Raw genomic sequence first — 19,308 nt, forward strand, 5'->3', positions numbered from 1 at the left:
TCGGCGCGCCTGCGCCGATCCCGCTCTATGGGAGGGAATTATGACTGAATCAGCGCCCGTCGCAGCGGACGAAAGGGTCAAGAAGGAATCATTTTTAGCCAAGCTCATGAAACGGCCTGAATTGGGTGCCATGGCAGGGGCTGTTCTGGTTTTTCTGTTCTTCATGGTAACAGCTGACGCGTCCATGTTCACCTTGGCCGGAGTCATGAATTTCATGACTCCCGCAGCACAGCTTGGGATCCTCGCCATCGGCGCTGCACTGCTGATGATCGGAGGAGAGTTTGACCTGTCTATCGGGTCTATGGTTGCCTTCTCTGGTCTGTTCTTTGGTGTTTGTGCGGTGACCTGGCAATTGCCTTTGTTGCTTGCAATTCCAATGACATTTGTTTTTGCAGCCTGTGTTGGTGCCATCAACGGCAATATCGTGATCCGGTCCGGGTTGCCGTCTTTCATCGTAACACTGGCCTTCCTGTTCATCCTGCGCGGGCTGTCGCTGGTCGGCCTGAAATTGGCGACCGGGGGCTCTACCCAGCTGCGCGGCGTGCGGGATGCGGTTGAAAATGATTGGCTGGCCCCGTTCTTCTCGGGCGAGGCTTTTGGCGGGCTGTTTGCCTGGCTGGCCGAGAATGGCATGATCGACACGTTCAAAAGCGGTGCGCCCAAAGTGCCCGGTATTCCGGTTGAGATCCTGTGGTTCATCGCCATCACTCTGGTTGCAACCTATGTCTTGCTGCGGACCCCTGTGGGGAACTGGATTTTTGCCTCGGGCGGCGACAGCACGGCTGCGTCGAACTCGGGTGTTCCGGTCAACCGTGTCAAGATTTCGCTGTTCATGCTGACCGCCTGCTGCGCCGCGCTGGTGGCGATCATCACTGTGATGGATGCAGGATCGACCGATGCGCGCCGTGGCTTCCAGAAAGAGTTTGAGGCGATCATCGCAGCGGTGATCGGCGGGTGCCTGCTGACCGGCGGATACGGCTCGGCCATCGGGGCATTCTTTGGCTCGATCATCTTCGGCATGGTGGTCATCGGGCTGACCTATACCGATTTCGATCAGGACTGGTTCCAAGTGTTCCTGGGAGCCATGCTGCTGATCGCCGTTCTGTTCAACAACGCGATCCGTAAGCGCGTAACGGGAGAGCGCTGATATGACCGAAGATACCAAGTTCCACCATGGCGAAGCGACAAATGCGGCGCCCATCGTCGAGATGAAGAATATCGAAAAGCACTTTGGCAATATCATCGCATTGGCAGGTGTCAGTTTTGACGTCAAACCGGGTGAATGCCACTGTTTGCTGGGCGACAACGGGGCGGGCAAATCGACCTTCATCAAGACCATGTCCGGGGTCCACAAACCCACCAAGGGCGAAATCTATTTCGAAGGCAAACCGCTGCATTTCGACACCCCTCGGGATGCGATGGAGGCGGGCATTGCAACCGTGTTCCAGGACCTTGCGATGATCCCGCTGATGAGCGTGACGCGAAACTTCTTCATGGGGCGCGAGCCGACCAAGGGGAAGGGCCTGCTGAAACGGTTCGACGTTGATGCGGCCAATGACACCTGCATGGAAGAGATGCGCAAAATGGGTATCAACCTGCGCGGCCCGGATCAGGCGGTGGGTACCTTGTCGGGCGGCGAGCGTCAGACGGTTGCGATCGCGCGGGCGGTTTATTTCGGGGCCAAGATCCTGATTTTGGACGAACCGACCTCGGCCCTTGGGGTGCGGCAGACCTCGAACGTGCTGGCGACCATCGACAGGGTGCGCAATCAGGGCATTGGCGTGGTGTTCATCAGCCATAACGTGCGCCACGCGCTGGCCGTCGGCGACCGCTTTACCGTGCTGAATCGGGGCAGAACGCTGGGCACCGCAACGCGCGGTGAGATCACGCCGGAAGAGCTTCAGGATCTGATGGCGGGCGGGCAAGAGATGGCCCAGCTTGAAGGCTCACTGGGCGGAACGGTATAGCGCCGCGCCCTCGGGCATCTAAAAAATCGCAGAACTGGCCGGAATGGCCTTGTGTTGAAAGGGATCACAATGGGCAAGACCGTCCGACTGACCGCAGCGCAAGCTTTGGTGCGCTATCTGGGTGCCCAGATGAACGAGGCCGGAGAGCCTTTTATCGCAGGTGTCTGGGCCATCTTTGGCCATGGCAATGTGGCCGGGCTGGGTGAGGCATTGCACGGCGTCCAAGACACGTTGCCCACCTATCGCGGCCACAACGAACAGACGATGGCGCATTGCGCGATTGCCTATGCCAAACAGATGCGGCGTACGCGGGCGATGGCGGTGACCTCGTCCATCGGGCCGGGGGCGACCAATATGGTTACCGCTGCTGCGCTGGCGCATGTGAACCGCCTGCCGGTTCTTCTGTTGCCGGGTGACGTCTTCGCCTCGCGGGGGCCGGATCCGGTGCTGCAACAGATCGAGAACTTTGGCGATGGCACCATCAGCGCCAATGACTGCTTCCGCCCGGTCAGCCGCTATTATGATCGGATTTCGCGCCCCGAACATCTGCTGACTGCCCTGCCGCGTGCCTTCGGCACGATGACCGACCCGGCGGATTGCGGACCGGTCACTTTGGCCTTCTGTCAGGACGTGCAGGCCGAGGCTTATGACTATCCCGAAAGCTTCTTTGAGCCGCGTGTTTGGTTCCAACGCCGTATTCGCCCGGACGAAGGCGAACTGGCCCGCGCCGTTGCCGCGATTTCAGCGGCCAAACGTCCGGTCATAGTCGCAGGCGGTGGGGTACATTACTCGGACGCCACGGGTGCACTGCAGAGCTTTGCCGAGACACACAATATCCCGATCACAGAAACGCAGGCCGGCAAATCCGCTTTGGCCTGGGATCACCCCCTGAACCTGGGACCGATTGGTGTGACGGGCGGTGAGCCTGCCAATGACATCTGCGCCGAAGCCGATCTGGTGCTGGCCGTTGGCACGCGCCTGCAGGATTTCACCACCGGCTCCTGGGGCCTGTTCTCGAACCCCGCGCGCGAGATGATCTGCCTCAATACGGCCGCCTATGACGCCGAGAAACACGGCGCGATGCCGTTGCAATCTGATGCGCGCGTTGGCTTGCAGGAACTGGGCGCCGCGTTGCAGGGCTATAGTGTCGATCCTGTGGCAGACACTCTGAAGGCGGATTGGTTCGGCAAGGTAGACGCGCTGACCGACGCACCGGGGGACGGGAACGCTCTGCCCACCGACATGCAGGTGGTGGGTGCAGTTCAGCGCGCTTCGCATGACGACACGGTGGTGATGTGCGCCGCTGGTACAATGCCGGGTGAGCTGCACAAGCTGTGGAAAGCGCCACGGCCCGGGGCCTATCACATGGAATACGGGTTCAGCTGTATGGGCTATGAGATCGCGGGTGCGATGGGCATCAAGATGGCCCAGCCGGATCGCGACGTGATCTGCTTTACCGGCGACGGCACCTATATGATGGCGAACTCGGAAATGGCGACGGCGGCGATGATGGGTGTGTCCTTCACCGTTGTGATCACCGACAACCGGGGCTTTGGTTGCATCAACCGGCTGCAAATGGGCACCGGCGGGGCCGAGTTTAACAACTTGCTCGATCACACCGTGCATGAGACCGCCTCGAACATCGATTTCGCCGCGCATGCGACGGCGATGGGGGCGGCCTCGGTCAAGGTCAGCTCGATTGCCGAGCTTGAGGACGCGCTGGCCAAACGCGGCGACATCAAAGGGCCCTATGTGGTGGTCATCGACACCGATCCTTACCCATCGACCGAATATGGCGGCACATGGTGGGAAGTCGCGGTGCCCGAAGTCAGCACCCGCCCCGAAGTGAATGAAAAACGCGCGGCCTATGAGGTTGCCATCAAGGAAAGAAACACCAAATGAGCGTGAAAATCGGGATCTCTCCGATCGCGTGGCAGAATGACGATCTGCCGGACCTGACGGCGGCCTATACGATGGAACAGGCCCTGCAGGAGTCCCGTCAGATCGGATACACCGGCGTCGAACGCGGGCAGCGGATGCCCAGCGATACCGAGGGGCTGCGCGCCTATCTTGAGGGCAACGATATCGCGCTGTGTGGCGGCTGGTGCTCCGGTGCGTCGCTTGTCAATGACTTTGCGACGGAACGGGACGCAGTGCAGGAACAGGTCGCCCAGTTCGTGGCGCTGAACAGCCCGTGCATCGTTTACGCCGAATGCTCCAACACTGTTCAGGGCCAGATCGGGACGCCGGTCAATGACCGCCCGAAGCTGTCGAAAGATGAGGTGTTGACCTACGCGGCCAAACTGACCGAGCTGGCAAAATGGATGGGTGATCAGGGCATGCCGATGGCCTATCACCACCACATGGGCACGATCATCGAAAGCGAGGATGACGTGAACTGGCTGATGGAGGGCTCAGGCCCCGAGGTGAAACTGTGCTTTGACACCGGTCACCTCCTGTTCGGCGGTGGTGACGTGATGGCGACCCTGAACCGCTGGGGCGACCGTGTGCATCACGTGCATTTCAAGGATATCCGCCCCGCTATCGTGCAGGACGTGCGGGAAAACAATCGCAGTTTCCTCGACGCCGTGATTGCAGGTGCGTTCACGGTGCCCAGTGACGGCTGCATTGATTTTCAGGCGGTCGCAAATGCGCTGAAAGCGATGGACTATGACGGCTGGATCGTCGTCGAGGCGGAACAGGACCCAGCCAAAGCGCCGCCCTATGAGTATTCCAAGATGGGTTACGACCACATCGTCGACGTCTGCGGCAAAGCAGGATTGGAGATAACCCCATAGCACACCGCCCCAAGGGGCAACACCGAAGCCATGAAAAAGGAGAATGTCATGGTAAATCAAGACCTCGGATATGTCGGCTATTTTGACCGGGAGTCCTGTGATCTGGATGAATTCAAGGTGTTGACCTCACAGGCCCTTTCGGCGGACGCGGTGCCGTTTGCTGCGTCCGTGGAAAACAATATCCCCGTCTATGACATGCAGGCTTTGCGTCCGGTTCTAGGGCGCGCAGACAAGCGGCAGGCTTTGCTGGCCGAATGGGCTTGGGTGCTCGCCAAATCCGCAGGCGTCATCGCCTTGAAACATGCGTATGAGGATTCGAGTGTGATCGACCGGGCCACTGACGTGTTCCGCCAGATCATCGAAGACGAACGTCAGGGTGGCGGGGGTGAGGGCGACCACTTTGCGGCCTCTGGTGCCAATGACCGGATCTGGAACGCGTTGCAGAAACAGTGCCTGCACGACCCGGAGGGTTTTGCGCTCTATTTCGGAAACACCTCGATTGCCGCCGCGTGTGAGGCTTGGCTTGGCCCGAACTATCAGGTCACGGCGCAGATCAACCAGGTGCGTCCCGGCGGGCAGGCACAGCAAGCACATCGTGACTATCATCTTGGGTTTCAGACGGCAGACAGCGCAGCACGCTATCCCGCGCACGCGCATTTTCTGACGGCGGCTCTGACATTGCAGGGCGCTGTAGCGCATTGCGATATGCCGGTAGAGTCCGGCCCAACCAAGCTGCTTCCGTTCTCGCAGCTTTATGCGCCCGGATATCTTGCCTTCCACGACACGGATCACCGCGCGCATTTCGAAGAGAACTACGTGCAGCTGCCTTTGCAAAAAGGGGATGCCGTGTTCTTCAACCCTGCGCTGTTCCATGCGGCGGGCGAAAACCGCAGTACAGACATTCATCGCATGGCAAACCTGCTGCAGGTGTCCTCGGCCTTTGGTCGGGCGATGGAGGCCGTGGATCGCCGCGCGATGTCCGAGGCGGTGTTTCCATCGCTCGTCGCCTTGAAACAACGGGGCGACCTGACCGCGACGCAGCTGGAGGCCGCGATCGCCGCCACCGCCGAAGGCTATCCCTTCCCGACCAATCTGGACACGGACCCTCCGGTCGGAGGGAATGCGCCGGACAGTCAGGCGGATATCCTGCGACGCGCTGTGGCCGAGGGGTGGTCTGAGGCGCAGCTAACGGCCGCGCTTTCGGCACTGACCACACGGCAATCCGCCTGAAATAAGAACCGGGCGGTCGCGCAGGCCGCCCAATACCGGAGATCAACATGGCAGATTTGCTCAAGAAACCATTCGGCACCCGTGGCAAGGTCCACGATATCACTCCGGCCAGTGCCGGATGGCGCTATGTTGGGTTCGGCCTCTACCACCTGCGCGCGGGCGACACGGCGGCCGAGGTCACTGGGGATCGTGAGGTCATTCTGGTCATGGTCGAGGGCAAGGCGAAGATCACCGGCGCCGGGCAGGATTGGGGTGTTTTGGGCGACCGGATGAATGTGTTCGAGAAAACACCGCCTCATTGCCTCTATTTGCCCAACGGTACCGAGTGGGAAGCCGTGGCCGAAACCGATTGCGTCATCGCCGTCTGCTCGGCCCCCGGTATTGGGGGGCATCAGGCCCGGCGGATTGGGCCGGACGGCATTACTCTGACCCAGCGCGGCAAGGGCGTGAACACGCGCCATATCAATAATATTGCGATGGAGAATGAAGACTACGCCGACAGCCTGTTGGTGACCGAGGTGTTCACCCCGAACGGCCATTGGTCCTCGTACCCCAGTCACCGCCATGATGAGGATGACTTCCCGCGTATCACCTATCTCGAAGAAACCTATTACCATCGCCTCAACCCGGCCAACGGGTTCGGGATTCAGCGCGTCTATACTGATGACGGCCAGCTGGATGAGACGATGGCGGTCTCAGATGGCGATGTTGTGACCGTTCCGCGCGGCCACCACCCTTGCGGCGCGCCTTACGGGTTTGAGATGTATTACTTGAACGTCATGGCCGGACCTTTGCGGAAATGGCGCTTTGTTGCGGCCCCTGAGGTCGAATGGATCATGGAACGTGACGGATGACCCCAGAATTTGCCACCTATCCCAGTTTGAACGGCAAGACCGTTTTCATAACCGGCGGGGCTGGCGGGATCGGAGCGGAAACAGCTCGGGCCTTTGCCGCTCAGGGGGCCAAGGTGGGGTTTCTGGACCTCAACGCGGATGCGGGCCATGAGCTGTTGGCAGAACTCGAAGGCGAGCACGCCTTTGCCCAATGCGATCTGCGCGATATCGATGCGATGCGCGATGCGCTGGACCAACTGACCGAGGAACTGGGCCCTGCGCAAGTTCTGGTCAACAACGCGGCGCAAGATGACCGACATGACTGGCGCGAGGTCACCGCGGATTATTGGGATGAACGCATGGCGACCAATATCCGCCATATGTTCTTTGCCATTCAGGCGGTTGCCCCCGCGATGATTGAACGGGGCGCGGGCTCCGTCGTCAATCTGGGGTCAAATTCCTGGTGGGAGGCCGGCGCAGGTTTCCCCGCCTATGCCACCGCCAAATCCGCGGTTCATGGCCTCACCCGGACCATGGCGCGCGAGCTGGGGGATCACCGGATTCGCGTGAACACTGTTGTACCCGGTTGGATCATGACCCAGCGCCAGAAAGACCTGTGGGTCACGCCCGAGGCACTGGCGAAACAGGTTGACCGCCAATGTCTGCCGGACCCGATCGACCCGGTCTATGTGGCGCGGATGGTGGTTTTTCTGGCCTCGGACGACGCCGCCATGTGCAGCGCCGGCAATTTCATGGTCGAGGGCGGCTCGATCTAGTTAAGTTCGCCACATCGCCTGACCACTAGGCGCCAGCCAATCAGTAGATCTTCTGTCGCCTGAAATCTTGATGGAGTACCAGATTGACCTCTTGGCAGATCATTTGGCACCAGAACGCAGATCGCAGAAAGCTGTCATTCAAACCCACAATGGCCACCAACGGCACGCCAAAGGCCCTCCATCTGAGCGGCCAAACCTGCCAAACGCTGTGGAACTCAAATCGATATCAGCGGCAGAAGCCAGTGCTTTCCCCATAGCACAGCGCCAGCGTCCCCCGGCTTCCACCTTGTCAGATTTGTCAACGCCGGCCATCCCGCCCCGCACAACTTCTACGCATCGGCCCGCATCAAAAAGTCTTAGATAAGGACTTCGAAAAGCGATGCAGCAATATCCGCTTCAAACCGAAAACTGAATGTCATGTACGGCCAAGCATTCTCTGGAGTGTGCCGTCACGATCAAGCAGGTGGTGTTTCAGCGCACCCGCAATGTGCAACACGATAGCTGCGATCAACACTTTGCCGACGATGCCATGAATGGCTGAACCTGTTTCGCTCATCGCCTTATTGATCGCCACGGACTTGCCGTCACCCCCCATATTGGCCGCCACCAGCTCAAGGCCAAAAACCGACAGGCCGCGCCCGGCCATGTAAGCATCCATCATCCCTGAAATCGGCATGACAATCGTGCCGATGATTAGAACCCAATGAATGACGCGGGCCAGCCCATGCTCCCATGCAGCGCCTTTGCTGACATTGTCCGGCCAGCCTAGCCGAAGGCGATTTACAGCACGCCACAGGATTACGGCGAAAAGCAAAATCCCGACAGACTTATGAATAGAATAAAGCGAGTAGACTTCGGCCCGTGACATATACATGCCCACCGCGATAAGCGCGATCATCCCGAGGCCGACGATCCAGTGGAGTGCGATTTCTGAATGTGAGAGCTTTCTAGCTGACACTGCTTGGTTCCCTATTCTGATGACTAGGCTTTATTGACCATATTCCATGGTCGGATTGCGATACATCGTGTGGGAATGGCCGACGCCTTGGGCGCTGTCCCCAACATTGCCACCTGTTGAAGGCTGCTAACAGGAAACGCATCACTTGGTCGATATCCATTCAACCGCATAGTCGTTCTTTGGATTGCGGAACGAGCTATGCGCATGGTCAGTATGGTCGGTGCCTTTACCGATGACGTCCGGAGCGTATTCCATCACAAGTGAAGGGGCTGTGATCCGGAAGTATGCCGAACCCAAAATGCCTTGCGGTCCCCACCAGCCAAAATAGGTATCGTCAAGTTCTGCCGTTGCGCGATCCATAACGGTCTTGGCGTCGTTGGAGTTGATGAAACCGACCCGTGCGCCGATCACTTCCAGAAGTAAAGTTTTTTGCGCCTCAGTAAGGTCAGAGCCACGGATTCCTTCTGGAACGAGAACTGTCCCGAAGGCTCCCGGGCCAAGCAGAATTTCGAGACGTTCGCCCGAAACAACTGTCTTGGCGACCTGGTCAGCGTCGAGGCTTTGCATGAAGGCTTCAGCGGCACGCGTTTCACTTGAGGCGATATAGACCTCTTCGTCTTCGAAAGTGATCCGCAAAGGCTCACCCCCAGTCAGCATCGGGGAAAACTCGACGTCAGAACCATAGACCGTTGCGTTGATTGCCAGATGGTGGCCGCCGAACTGAACCATCCAAGGCTGTGTTTCAGAAGGGGTGCCAAGGAAATTGATGTAATAGCTGCCAGGTCCATAGATGAACGGGCCGGTTGTCAGATTTCCATCTGCCGCCATCTGGTGATGTACATTGTCGAATCCTTCTTCGCTCAGCAGAGCTTTCAGCAAATCATCGAGCGCAGCAAGTTGGGTGTCCGTCATGTCGCCACGTTTGACACCTGCGCGTTTGTAGAGCCCATCAGGAAGGTTCGACCAGTTCGGACGTTGGGCGTTGTCGTCAAACCCAAAAGACACTGCCTCGCGTTGTGCATTGTCCAAAGTCGCAATAAGGGCTTCAGCAGCATCCACAATAAGCGCGGTCTGGTCGTCAGTCGGTTTATCCGGAAAATTCGGCTGAATGGAGATCTCCAGCGGATCTGGTGTAAAATCTGGAGAGCCGTCTCCGTCTCCAATTTGCTGGGCGGTCAGCGCCGTACTGCTCAGCAAAATGGCGGTCCCAATAGCATTGACGAGCCTCAGGGCTTCGATCATATCTAACTCCGATCGATTATATTCACTGCTACTCAAACGTAAGAGTTTGGGTTTTCCGTCGGTCAAATTTCAAAGAAATCATTCACCAGCAGAGCCCAGCACGAGACGCACCAACCGCGTTTCATCAGTTGGGCACCTCATGGCAGGACCAACTGGCCAAAATGATCGAATTCGACTGCAGCCACGGTAAGCTTAGACCACTGAAAAACTTCTGAGCACAAGCCTACGGCCGAACCACCTGTGGCTGTCGACTTTTTGCGGCTCCACTACAAAGCGGACGTTGGTGCGTTGCGCAGCATTGGAAATACTGGGCTCTGTTTCCTCCTTCGCCGCGCGCTGGCCGAAGGACCGTTCTACCCCTGGATACACAAACGCTGCCTGAGAAAGACCATCTATCTAGTCGCAAGGTTAACACACCTAGCCACTAAATCCCGGTCTAGCTATCTCTGACGCGGTGCCCCAAAGGCGCGGATCACGGTGCGGGCGGCGGCCTCGACCGGGTCGTGGGTCTCTTTCAGGATGGTCACGCGGTCGAAGCGTTCGGGGTCGCTGTTCACAGCGTCGCGTAGGGCGTTGCCGAACGCCATGCGCAGCTCGGTCCCGATGTTGAATTTGCAGATCGAGGTGCCTTTGGCCAAGCGCGTGCGCTGCTCGACCGGCACGCCCGAGCCTCCGTGTATCACCAGCGGAACCTCGGTCAGCGCGTCGATCCGGGCGATCCGGTCTTCGTCGAGACCGCCTTCCTTGTTCTGTTGCAGGTGGACATTGCCAACCGAGATCGCCATGGCATCCACGCCGGTTTCACGGGCGAATTGCGCGGCTTCCTCAGGATCGGTCCCGTTCGAGCCTTCGCCGCCGGAATACCCGACGAACCCGATCTCACCTTCACAGGAAATCCCCGCCGAATGGGCCATTTCGGCAATCGCGGCGGTCTCGTCGATATTCTGCTGCAACGGTTTGCGCGACCCGTCGAACATCAGCGACGTAAAGCCACTGTCCAGCGCGATCTTGCAGTCCTCATACGTGTAACCATGGTCCAGATGTGCGACCACGGGGACCGAGGCCCCCTCGGCCAGATGGCGGAACATTTTGCCAAGGATGGGCAGGGGCGTATGCTCGCGACAGCTGGGCCCGGCCTGCAGGATAACGGGCGCATTTTCGGCTTCGGCGGCGGCTACGTAGGCGCGCATGTCTTCCCAGCCGAGGGTTACCAGACCGCCGACGGCATAGCCCTGTTCATAAGCAGGTTGCAGGACGTCTTTCAGGGTGACGAGGGTCATTTGAACTTCGCGATCATGTCTTTGATGCCCGGAATCGTCTCGACCTGATAGGCATGGGTGGGTTGGAAATATTGCACCAGCGAGCGCTGCGTCAGCCCGCCGAGGATTGTGAAATAATACATCTCATAACCTGGCAGCACGCAGCAGGGATGATAGCCTTTGTCGATACAAACGGTTGAGCCATCGACGATGTGATAGGCATCCCCCGGTTCGTTGTCTTCGCGCTGCAGCATCTGCAGGCCCGAGCCCCAGTTGGGTTTGAAGCGGAAGTTATAGGTCTCGTCGTGGCGCGTCTCATCCGGCAGGCGGTTGGTGTCGTGTTTGTGGCTCGGGAAGCCGGACCAGCCACCCTGACCAACAGTGAACAGTTCACTCACCAGCAGGCGGCCAACCTTGTCCTGTTGTTTTTGACCCAGGATATGTTTGATCTTGCGGTGCGTTTTGGTGTCGTCGCTGCCGTATTGCACAAGGTCATGCTCGCGCACATCGAAGGGGTCCAGAACCTTGTCAAACTTGGCCCCGGCGATGAAAACCTCGGCCTCTTCCGACACGCAGACCAGCTGCGTTTTGGCACCAACCGGGACATAGACGCCCTCTGGCTCGCCATCCCACACGTCCTCGCCCCGGTTGCCCAATTTGGCGAATTGCACGCCTTCGACGTCTACATCCACAGAGCCGGTGGCCGGGGCGACGCAGGTCTCATAACCCGGCACCTGGTATTCGAATGCCTGGCCGCGCTTGAGCTTGACGATGTTGAAATAGTTCAGCGGAACCAGCGAGTCATCGACATCGACGATGGCTTTGTTCTGGTTGTCATGGGGCGCGATATGCATGGGGGCCTCCTATTTGGTCGGGCCGGGGTGGTCGGCCAGAAACGCATCCAGCTGGGGCGTTGTGGGCATGGCCGGGGCGCATCCGGGTTGTGCCACAACAATTGAAGCGCAGGCGGACCCCCGCATGACGGCCTCTTGCAGCGAATGACCAGCGGCGACCGAGGCCAGCAAACCTGCCATAAAGCTGTCCCCCGCTCCGTTGGGTTTGACTGCCGTAACCGGGTAGATGCCGGTGTGAATCTCCTGACCGTTCATCATCGTGACGGCACCTTTTTCACCCATCTTGTATATAACGATGCGGCCCGGCTTTTCGGCCAATTCTTTGGCCTTTGCGAACCCTTTTTCGATGCCGCCAGCCATAAAGCCGAATTCCTCGTCATTGCCGACAATCAGATCGCTGGCCTCTCCGGCCCGGGACAGGACATCGGCCGCCACTTCGGGCGACGGCCAGCTGTAAGGGCGATAGTCGATATCGAAAATCACCGGCAACCCTGCGGCGCGGGCATTGTCAAAAGCCCGAAACGTGGCGCTGCGTGACGGTTCCGCCGCAAAGACAGTTCCGGCGGATATCACGGCTGAGAATGCCCCATAGTCGATCCGGTCCATATCCTCTTCGGTGACTTGGAAATCGACCGCTCCGTTTCGGTAGATGACGTTCTGAAAATTCTCGATCCGGCTTTCATAGATTGCCAGAGACATGCGGAACTCACCGCCGACAACGCGGATGTAAGAGGTGTCGACACCGTAGTGCCGCAGGCGGTTCAGACAGAATCGGCCAACTGCATCGTCCGAGACCGACGTAACCAATGATGCCTGACTGCCGAGCTTGACCAGACCCGCGCAAATATTGGCCGAGGACCCGCCCAGATCGGCATGGAACGTGTCGGCATCCTCGCTTTTGACACCGATCGGATCGGCATACATATCCATTCCGGCACGGCCGAAAACCGCAAACCGATTTCCTTTGATGCCCTCGATCAAAGCGCTCACGTGATGTTCCTCCGGCGTAACGTCGTCGGCAAAGTTTGGACCTTGCGTTGAATCGATTCACACGATACTGATTTTGCAACCGGTTGCAAATAGTATGTTCGGAGCCGCGACAGATGCCTGAAATCGGAATTGGAATTGTTGGTGGCGGCTATATGGGCAAGGCGCATTCTGTTGCCATGTCCGCCGTGGGTGCCGTGTTCAACACTGCTCTGCGTCCGCGGCTTGAGGTGATTTGCGCCTCGTCCCCTGAAAGTGCTGAACGATACCGCGCAGCCTATGGGTTCCTACGTGCGACCGACGATTGGCGCGCTCTGGTTGAGGACCCGACGGTGGACGCAATCGTCATCGCGTCGCCTCAGGAAACGCACCGCCAAATCGCCGAGGCAGCCTTTGCCTTGGGCAAGCCGGTCCTGTGTGAGAAACCTCTGGGCGCGTCACTGGAGGACAGTCAGGCCATGACGCGCGCGGCCGAGGCTGCCGGCGTCGTCAACATGGTGGGTTTCAACTATATCCGCACCCCTGCCAGCCAATATGCACGCAAACTGATAGCCGATGGTGAGATCGGCGACATCACCTGGTTTCGCGGTGAGCATACCGAGGATTTCTTTGCCGATCCAGACGCCCCCGCCACGTGGCGTACGACCGGCAAAGCCAACGGCACAATCGGAGATCTGGCCCCGCATATGGTGAACGGCGCGTTGGCACTGATCGGCCCAATTTCGCAGGTCATGGCCGATGTCGAAACTGTTCACCGCACGCGCCCGGGCGGAGTGGTCACGAATGACGATCACGCCCAGATGATGTGCCGCTTTGAAAACGGCGTGATGGGTAACCTCTATTTCAGCCGCGTCGCGACGGGACGCAAGATGGGCTATGCCTATGAGATATCAGGCACCAAGGGCGCAATCCGGTTTGATCAAGAGGATCAGAATGCCCTCTGGCTCTATCGCCGAGAAGGGCCAGAAGGGCAGCGCGGGTTCACCAAGATCCTGACCGGCCCCGCCCATCCGGATTATGAACCCTTCTGTCAGGGCCCCGGCCACGGAACCGGCTATCAGGACCAGATCATCATCGAGGCCAAGGATTTCCTGCAGGCCATTCACACCGGCAAACCGATCTGGCCCACCTTCCGCGACGGGCATGAGGTCAACCGGGTGCTGGCGGCTGCGCTGGCCTCATCAGACCAGCGCCAGTGGAAAGATATCAGCGATTTCTGATCGCTCAAGCTCGGAAAAATTGAAGAGAGACAAAGACCATGGCAAAGCTGAAATGGGGCATGATTGGTGGCGGCGAAGGCAGTCAGATCGGACCTGCCCATCGGTTGGGTGCGCAAGCGGACGGGATGTTCGACTTCGCTGCGGGCGCCCTGGATCACCGGCCCGAGGTGGGCCGCGAATACGCTCAGCGGTTGGGCATCAACGCCGAGCGCGCCTATGGCAGCTGGCAGGACATGCTGGCAGGCGAAAAGGACCGCCCCGACAGGATTGATCTGGTCACGATTGCCACACCAAACTCGACCCATTTCGAAATCGCCAAAGCGTTTCTTGAGGCTGGCTTCAACGTCCTGTGCGAAAAGCCCATGACCATGACGGTCGAAGAAGGCGAAGAGATCGTGCGCGTGGCCGAGGCCTCGGGCAAGATCTGCGCTGTGAACTACTGCTATTCCGCCTATCCGATGATCCGGCAGGCGCGCGCCATGGTGCGGGCAGGAGAGATCGGAAAGGTGCGGTTGGTGGTGACCAATTTCAGCCACGGTCATCATGGCGATGCGACGGATGCCGATAACCCTCGGGTCCGCTGGCGCTATGACCCGGCGATGGCGGGTGTCTCGGGCCAATTCGCGGATTGCGGCATTCATGCGCTGCATATGGCCAGTTTTATCTGTGATGATCAGGTGAAATCCCTGTCCGCCGATATGGCCTCGACCATTTCCAGCCGCGAGCTGGAGGATGACGCGATGATCAATTTCCGCACCGAAGGCGGCACGGTTGGGCGTCTTTGGACGTCGTCTGTGGCGATTGGGCGGCAACACGGGTTCGACATTCAGGTGTTTGGCGAAACCGGCGGTTTGCGCTGGGCGTCCGAGCAGCCCAACCAATTGATCTACACCCCAGTCGGAGGGCGCACCCAGATCATCGAAAAGGGCGAAGGTGGTCTGCATGACGAAGTGCAACGACTGTCGCGCGTGGCCATCGCCCACCCCGAGGGCTTCCCGCTGGCCGTAGCCAATATCTATTGCGATCTGGCCGATGCAATCCGGGGTGAGGTCCGCGACGGTCTGCCCGGCGCCTCAGACGGTGTGCGTTCGATCGCTGCCGTTCATGCTGCTGTCGCGTCGGGCAAAGAGGACGGCGCTTGGAAAGACGCGCGTCCGCCAATGTTCCGGTAATCACGGTCGGGGGCGCAGCGTGCCCCTCTCGATTACCCGACAGGGGAAGATACGGGCCTCAGGGTATCTCTGAGGCTCTTTCAGCATCTCCTCGACCAGATCCACCGATGCGTTGATGATCTGTTTGATCGGCTGGTGAATGGTAGTCAGGTCGACGCTTTCCCAACGGGCCATTTCCATATCGTTCAGGCCGATGATGCCGATGTCACGCCCCGGTGTCAGCCCATGATCCTTGAGGGCCGACAGCGCGCCAATCGATAGGATGTCATCGCCGCAGAAATACCCCTCGGCTGGGGTTTCGTCCAACAGCCGCAGCATCTCGGTCCGCCCGGCATCGAACGAGTAATTCTGAGCGAAAGAATAGGACACCTCGAGGTTCGCATATTGCGCGGTTTCCTCGATGAACCCGCGATAACGGTCCATGGCCGAGGTCGCATCCTTCGGCCCCCCCAGATACCCGACGCGTGTGTATCCACGCGCCACCAGTTCTCGCGCAGCCATACGTCCGCATTCCACGTTGTCGATCCCGACGACATGCACCTCGGGCGAGGTGGCGGAGCGACCAAATGTATGAACCACCGGAACCCCGGCATCGTGGAATGCCTTGGCAAAGCTGGGTGGCAAAGTCGATGAGGCGACGATGACCGCATCGACCGAGTATTGCCGCAACATGCGGACGGAATTGGCGGGCTGGGTCTCATCGGTCAGGTTCACGATCAAAGGACGCAGCCCGCGTTCCTGCAGGGCGCGTGTGAACTGGTCGAATACCTCAAGAAAGATCGGGTTGTGAAAGTTGTTCGAGATCAACCCGATCAGCTTGGTCCGCCCCGTTGTCAGCGAAGAAGCCAGCGCATTGGGGCTATACCCCAGCTCTTTCGCGGCTTTTTCCACTTTGCTGCGGGTTTTGGCCGAGACCGAAGCCCCTTCGGTAAAGGTGCGCGAAACGGCTGATCGAGACACACCCGCCAGCGCCGCGACATCTTTTAGGGTGACGCTCATGGCAGGTGCCTTGCGGGCAATTGGTCGGAGCTGGCGCTAGGTATTGTCATGGTTCCAGCATTATGCACTAAGACCGCAGTGCTGCAACCGGTTGCAACAACGCCCCGGTGTTGTCTTTGCAGGTGACGTGCCATTCAAAAAGTGGATGGTGGGTGATGAGAGACTCGAACTCCCGACATCTTCGGTGTAAACGAAGCGCTCTACCAACTGAGCTAATCACCCGTGACGGTGCATGTAGCCAAGCCTGAGGGCGGGTGCAAGAGGGTTTGCGCGAATTTCTTAGCTTTCTTCTGGAACCGGGTCGGCAACGGTCACCTGTACCGCTAAAGGCATCACTGCCCGCGAGATTGAAGGCGAAGACGGAAAGGCGCTTGCGCGGGGCCTGTTGCCTCCGATATCTCGGGAAGGGACCGAAACCCCTCAGGCCGGAGAGGATATGGCCCGACACTCCCCTCGCCGTTTTCTTGTGGCAGCGCTTGTGCTTGGCGTGCTTGTGCTGGCTCCGCTTCGGGCCGGGGCAGAAGGAGTTTTGGTGTTTGCGGCGGCCAGTCTGAAGACGGCACTGGATGAGGTTTCGACCGCGTATCAGCGTGAAACCGGTCAGGATGTCACGATTTCCTATGCCGCGTCCTCGGTTCTGGCGCGTCAGTTGCAGCAGGGCGCTCCGGCTGATCTGTTCATTTCTGCCAATGAGGACTGGATGGATGTGCTGCAGCAAGATGGCGTGATCAAGCCCGAAACCCGAGTTGCCCTCTTGGGCAATGGGTTGGTGCTGATCGGAGCCGCGCCGCAGACGCATATTGGTGAAGTTTCGGCGACCTATGATGTAGCCCAGCAGCTAGAGGGCGGCTTTCTTGCCATCGCGTTGGTCGATGCCGTCCCAGCAGGGATCTACGGCAAGGCCGCGTTGCAGAGCCTTGGCCAATGGGATGCAGTGCAGCAGCAGGTTGCCCAAACCGACAATGTACGCGCGGCACTGGCTTTGGTCGCGACAGGGGCGGCACCGATGGGCATTGTCTACCGGACGGACGCTCAGGCTGACGCGCGGGTTGGTGTTGTTGGCAGCTTCCCAGAGGACAGCCACCCACCCATCATCTATCCGGTCGCCGAGACGTCCTTTGCCAAGCCAGAGGCGCAGGATTTTCTGACCTTTCTCCAAAGCGAATTCGCGTCACATGTGTTCAAGGGGCAGGGGTTCTCTCTGCCCGAACGGTGAGCCTTATGGACTGGTTGGGCCCTGCCGAGATTGAGGCGCTGAAACTGTCCCTTCGGGTGTCGTTTTGGGCAACGCTGGCGACTTTGCCGCTTGGGATATTCGTGGCCTACGCCCTGGCGCGCTGGCGCTTTCCGGGGCGACAGCTGTTGAATGGTCTGGTGCATTTGCCCCTGATCCTGCCACCTGTGGTTACCGGCTATCTGTTGTTGCTGACCTTTGGCATTCAGGGCCCTATCGGGCGCATTCTGGCCGAGTTCGGGATCGTCGTTGCCTTCCGATGGACGGGCGCTGCAATGGCGGCGGGGATCATGGCGTTCCCTTTGATGGTGCGGGCCATCCGTCTGTCGATCGAGGCCGTTGACCCTCGGCTTGAACAGGCGGGGGCCACGCTGGGGGCTTCGCGCCCCTGGGTGTTTGCGACGGTGACGTTGCCGATGATCCTGCCGGGGATCATCGCGGGGGCCATTCTGGCCTTTGCAAAGGCGATGGGTGAATTCGGAGCCACCATTACCTTTGTTTCGAACATTCCGGGCCAGACTCAGACGCTGCCATCGGCTGTCTACGCCTTCCTGCAGGTGCCGGGGGGTGAGGCGGCGGCGACCCGGTTGGTCGTCATTTCGATCATCATCGCGATGGGGGCTTTGCTGCTGTCGGAATATGTCGGACGCCGCGCGGCGGCACGAGTGGCCGGGTCATGAATCTATCCGTTCGCCTGCGCCACAGCCTTGCGGGGCTCGATCTGGACCTCAGCTTTGAGGCTCCGCCGGGTGTGACGGTTCTGTTCGGGCGCTCGGGGTCGGGCAAGACAACGGTTGTGAATGCCGTGGCCGGTCTGTTGCGACCCGAGGCCGGGCGCGTAGCTGTGGATGATTGGGTCCTGTTCGACACGGACACCGGGCGCTGGTTGCCACCGCATAAACGCAGGCTGGGCTATATCTTTCAGGAAGGGCGCCTTTTTCCGCATCTGACCGTGCGCCAGAACCTGTCTTTCGGGCGCTGGTTTGCGCCGCGATCCGCAAAACGCGAGGACCCTGACAAGGTGATCGAGATGCTGGGCATCGGTCATTTGCTGGATCGTCGCCCGGCTGGTTTGTCCGGGGGCGAAAAGCAGCGGGTTGCCATCGGGCGTGCCTTGCTGGCCAGTCCACGCCTGATTCTGGCCGATGAGCCTCTGGCCGCGCTGGACGAAGGCCGCAAGGCCGAGATCCTGCCTTACTTCGAGCGTCTGCGGGATGAGGTTTCAGTTCCAATCCTCTATGTCACACATTCCGCGGCCGAGGTCGCGCGGTTGGCGACCTCAGTTGTTGCACTGCAGGATGGCAAGGTGGCACGCCATGGTCCGGCCTCTGAGGTGTTGGCCGATCCGTCCGTGACGCCTGCGGGCGTGCGCGCGGTTGGCGCGGTGCTACAGGTGCGTGTTCGGGCCCATCACGAGGACGGTTTGACCGAGTTGGACGCGGGTGGAGAGTCGCTGTTTCTGCCGCGTATCCCGCATCAGATCGGGGCAGAGCTTCGCATTCGTATCCCCGCGCAAGAGGTGATCCTGTCCAACCAGCCTCCGGTGGGGCTTTCTGCCCTGAACGTTCTGGCGGGCACGGTCGAGACCATCCGGGCCGGGGACGGGCCCGGTGCGATCATCTCGATGAATACGCCGGCAGGTATCGTTCTGGCGCGGATCACCCGCCGTTCCGTCGCGGGGCTTGGTTTGCAACCGGGCGTGCGATGCTATGCGGTGATCAAGACGGTTGCATTGGCGCCGCAGGATGTGGGCGGGCGAATCGGCCCGACAGGTTAGAG

Annotated in this window: 18 protein-coding genes and 1 tRNA gene; 12 read left to right on the forward strand and 7 right to left on the reverse strand. The window is 59.5% G+C overall.

Annotation, left to right across the window (positions count from 1 at the left end; translation table 11 throughout):
* The first annotated feature begins 40 nt into the window (after positions 1–40).
* The 7 genes from AC2FD8_RS15905 (at position 41) to AC2FD8_RS15935 (ending at position 7,604) form a co-directional block, all read left to right on the forward strand.
* Complete coding sequence (locus tag AC2FD8_RS15905) at positions 41–1,147, forward strand: ABC transporter permease (protein WP_496857696.1); 1,107 nt, start codon at positions 41–43, stop codon at positions 1,145–1,147.
* A gap of 1 nt (position 1,148) precedes the next feature.
* Positions 1,149–1,967, forward strand: a complete 819-nt coding sequence (locus AC2FD8_RS15910) for an ATP-binding cassette domain-containing protein (RefSeq protein ID WP_496857698.1) — start codon at positions 1,149–1,151, stop codon at positions 1,965–1,967.
* A 69-nt stretch (positions 1,968–2,036) separates the two neighbouring features.
* Positions 2,037–3,869, forward strand: coding sequence for a 3D-(3,5/4)-trihydroxycyclohexane-1,2-dione acylhydrolase (decyclizing) (gene iolD / locus AC2FD8_RS15915; RefSeq protein WP_496857700.1), 1,833 nt, complete (start codon positions 2,037–2,039; stop codon positions 3,867–3,869).
* Positions 3,866–4,765: a myo-inosose-2 dehydratase gene (iolE, locus tag AC2FD8_RS15920; protein ID WP_496857702.1), complete on the forward strand. Its 900-nt coding sequence runs from the start codon at positions 3,866–3,868 to the stop codon at positions 4,763–4,765. The genes iolD and iolE overlap by 4 nt, the downstream gene beginning before the upstream one ends.
* 48 nt (positions 4,766–4,813) lie before the next feature.
* Positions 4,814–5,995, forward strand: a complete 1,182-nt coding sequence (locus tag AC2FD8_RS15925) for a phytanoyl-CoA dioxygenase family protein (RefSeq protein WP_496857704.1) — start codon at positions 4,814–4,816, stop codon at positions 5,993–5,995.
* 47 nt (positions 5,996–6,042) lie between these two features.
* Complete coding sequence (gene iolB / locus AC2FD8_RS15930; RefSeq protein WP_496857706.1) at positions 6,043–6,849, forward strand: 5-deoxy-glucuronate isomerase; 807 nt, start codon at positions 6,043–6,045, stop codon at positions 6,847–6,849.
* Positions 6,846–7,604 (forward strand): SDR family NAD(P)-dependent oxidoreductase, encoded by a 759-nt coding sequence (locus AC2FD8_RS15935; RefSeq protein WP_496857708.1) that lies wholly within the window; start codon positions 6,846–6,848, stop codon positions 7,602–7,604. The genes iolB and AC2FD8_RS15935 overlap by 4 nt, the downstream gene beginning before the upstream one ends.
* A gap of 415 nt (positions 7,605–8,019) precedes the next feature.
* On the opposite strand, the gene AC2FD8_RS15940 is transcribed toward AC2FD8_RS15935, so the two are convergent.
* The 5 genes from AC2FD8_RS15940 to iolC form a co-directional block, all read right to left on the reverse strand.
* Positions 8,020–8,562, reverse strand: a complete 543-nt coding sequence (locus tag AC2FD8_RS15940) for a cytochrome b (RefSeq protein WP_496857710.1) — start codon at positions 8,560–8,562, stop codon at positions 8,020–8,022.
* A gap of 141 nt (positions 8,563–8,703) precedes the next feature.
* Positions 8,704–9,804, reverse strand: a complete 1,101-nt coding sequence (locus tag AC2FD8_RS15945; protein WP_496857711.1) for a DUF3500 domain-containing protein — start codon at positions 9,802–9,804, stop codon at positions 8,704–8,706.
* A gap of 440 nt (positions 9,805–10,244) precedes the next feature.
* Positions 10,245–11,084, reverse strand: coding sequence for a class II fructose-bisphosphate aldolase (locus AC2FD8_RS15950; RefSeq protein WP_496857713.1), 840 nt, complete (start codon positions 11,082–11,084; stop codon positions 10,245–10,247).
* Positions 11,081–11,917: a 5-deoxy-glucuronate isomerase gene (locus AC2FD8_RS15955; RefSeq protein WP_496857715.1), complete on the reverse strand. Its 837-nt coding sequence runs from the start codon at positions 11,915–11,917 to the stop codon at positions 11,081–11,083. The genes AC2FD8_RS15950 and AC2FD8_RS15955 overlap by 4 nt, the downstream gene beginning before the upstream one ends.
* 9 nt (positions 11,918–11,926) lie before the next feature.
* The gene (gene iolC, locus AC2FD8_RS15960; RefSeq protein ID WP_496857717.1) at positions 11,927–12,907 is read right to left on the reverse strand and encodes a 5-dehydro-2-deoxygluconokinase; all 981 of its coding nucleotides are present in this window, start codon (positions 12,905–12,907) and stop codon (positions 11,927–11,929) included.
* Between the two features lie 113 nt (positions 12,908–13,020).
* Between iolC and AC2FD8_RS15965 the strand changes: the two genes are divergently transcribed.
* Together AC2FD8_RS15965 and AC2FD8_RS15970 are read left to right on the forward strand one after the other, a co-directional pair.
* On the forward strand, positions 13,021–14,124 hold the full coding sequence (locus AC2FD8_RS15965; RefSeq protein ID WP_496857719.1) for a Gfo/Idh/MocA family protein: 1,104 nt from the start codon (positions 13,021–13,023) through the stop codon (positions 14,122–14,124).
* A gap of 38 nt (positions 14,125–14,162) precedes the next feature.
* On the forward strand, positions 14,163–15,296 hold the full coding sequence (locus AC2FD8_RS15970; RefSeq protein ID WP_496857720.1) for a Gfo/Idh/MocA family protein: 1,134 nt from the start codon (positions 14,163–14,165) through the stop codon (positions 15,294–15,296).
* Here the strand turns inward: AC2FD8_RS15970 and AC2FD8_RS15975 are convergent, their stop codons facing one another.
* Positions 15,297–16,295: a LacI family DNA-binding transcriptional regulator gene (locus AC2FD8_RS15975; RefSeq protein ID WP_496857722.1), complete on the reverse strand. Its 999-nt coding sequence runs from the start codon at positions 16,293–16,295 to the stop codon at positions 15,297–15,299.
* A gap of 146 nt (positions 16,296–16,441) precedes the next feature.
* Positions 16,442–16,517 (reverse strand) — tRNA-Val (locus tag AC2FD8_RS15980).
* A 214-nt stretch (positions 16,518–16,731) separates the two neighbouring features.
* Here AC2FD8_RS15980 and modA point away from each other — a divergent pair.
* From modA to modC, 3 genes are read left to right on the forward strand one after another with little or no spacing between them, the layout of a single operon-like run.
* Entirely contained in the window at positions 16,732–17,511 is a 780-nt protein-coding gene (gene modA, locus AC2FD8_RS15985) for a molybdate ABC transporter substrate-binding protein (RefSeq protein WP_496857723.1), read from the forward strand.
* A 5-nt stretch (positions 17,512–17,516) separates the two neighbouring features.
* Entirely contained in the window at positions 17,517–18,209 is a 693-nt protein-coding gene (modB, locus tag AC2FD8_RS15990) for a molybdate ABC transporter permease subunit (RefSeq protein WP_496857725.1), read from the forward strand.
* On the forward strand, positions 18,206–19,306 hold the full coding sequence (gene modC / locus AC2FD8_RS15995) for a molybdenum ABC transporter ATP-binding protein (RefSeq protein ID WP_496857727.1): 1,101 nt from the start codon (positions 18,206–18,208) through the stop codon (positions 19,304–19,306). The genes modB and modC overlap by 4 nt, the downstream gene beginning before the upstream one ends.
* The last annotated feature ends 2 nt before the right edge of the window (positions 19,307–19,308 follow it).

It is taken from the genome of Ruegeria sp. YTSC192, assembly GCF_059609705.1.

What these genes read in the sequence shown, in the direction of transcription:
- AC2FD8_RS15905 (WP_496857696.1), top strand. Translation starts at nt 41, where the DNA reads ATGACTGAATCAGCGCCCGTCGCAGCGGACGAAAGGGTCAAGAAGGAA.
- AC2FD8_RS15910 (WP_496857698.1), top strand. Translation starts at nt 1,149, where the DNA reads ATGACCGAAGATACCAAGTTCCACCATGGCGAAGCGACAAATGCGGCG.
- iolD (WP_496857700.1), top strand. Translation starts at nt 2,037, where the DNA reads ATGGGCAAGACCGTCCGACTGACCGCAGCGCAAGCTTTGGTGCGCTAT.
- iolE (WP_496857702.1), top strand. Translation starts at nt 3,866, where the DNA reads ATGAGCGTGAAAATCGGGATCTCTCCGATCGCGTGGCAGAATGACGAT.
- AC2FD8_RS15925 (WP_496857704.1), top strand. Translation starts at nt 4,814, where the DNA reads ATGGTAAATCAAGACCTCGGATATGTCGGCTATTTTGACCGGGAGTCC.
- iolB (WP_496857706.1), top strand. Translation starts at nt 6,043, where the DNA reads ATGGCAGATTTGCTCAAGAAACCATTCGGCACCCGTGGCAAGGTCCAC.
- AC2FD8_RS15935 (WP_496857708.1), top strand. Translation starts at nt 6,846, where the DNA reads ATGACCCCAGAATTTGCCACCTATCCCAGTTTGAACGGCAAGACCGTT.
- AC2FD8_RS15945 (WP_496857711.1), bottom strand. Translation starts at nt 9,804, where the DNA reads ATGATCGAAGCCCTGAGGCTCGTCAATGCTATTGGGACCGCCATTTTG.
- AC2FD8_RS15950 (WP_496857713.1), bottom strand. Translation starts at nt 11,084, where the DNA reads ATGACCCTCGTCACCCTGAAAGACGTCCTGCAACCTGCTTATGAACAG.
- AC2FD8_RS15955 (WP_496857715.1), bottom strand. Translation starts at nt 11,917, where the DNA reads ATGCATATCGCGCCCCATGACAACCAGAACAAAGCCATCGTCGATGTC.
- AC2FD8_RS15965 (WP_496857719.1), top strand. Translation starts at nt 13,021, where the DNA reads ATGCCTGAAATCGGAATTGGAATTGTTGGTGGCGGCTATATGGGCAAG.
- AC2FD8_RS15970 (WP_496857720.1), top strand. Translation starts at nt 14,163, where the DNA reads ATGGCAAAGCTGAAATGGGGCATGATTGGTGGCGGCGAAGGCAGTCAG.
- AC2FD8_RS15975 (WP_496857722.1), bottom strand. Translation starts at nt 16,295, where the DNA reads ATGAGCGTCACCCTAAAAGATGTCGCGGCGCTGGCGGGTGTGTCTCGA.
- modA (WP_496857723.1), top strand. Translation starts at nt 16,732, where the DNA reads ATGGCCCGACACTCCCCTCGCCGTTTTCTTGTGGCAGCGCTTGTGCTT.
- modB (WP_496857725.1), top strand. Translation starts at nt 17,517, where the DNA reads ATGGACTGGTTGGGCCCTGCCGAGATTGAGGCGCTGAAACTGTCCCTT.
- modC (WP_496857727.1), top strand. Translation starts at nt 18,206, where the DNA reads ATGAATCTATCCGTTCGCCTGCGCCACAGCCTTGCGGGGCTCGATCTG.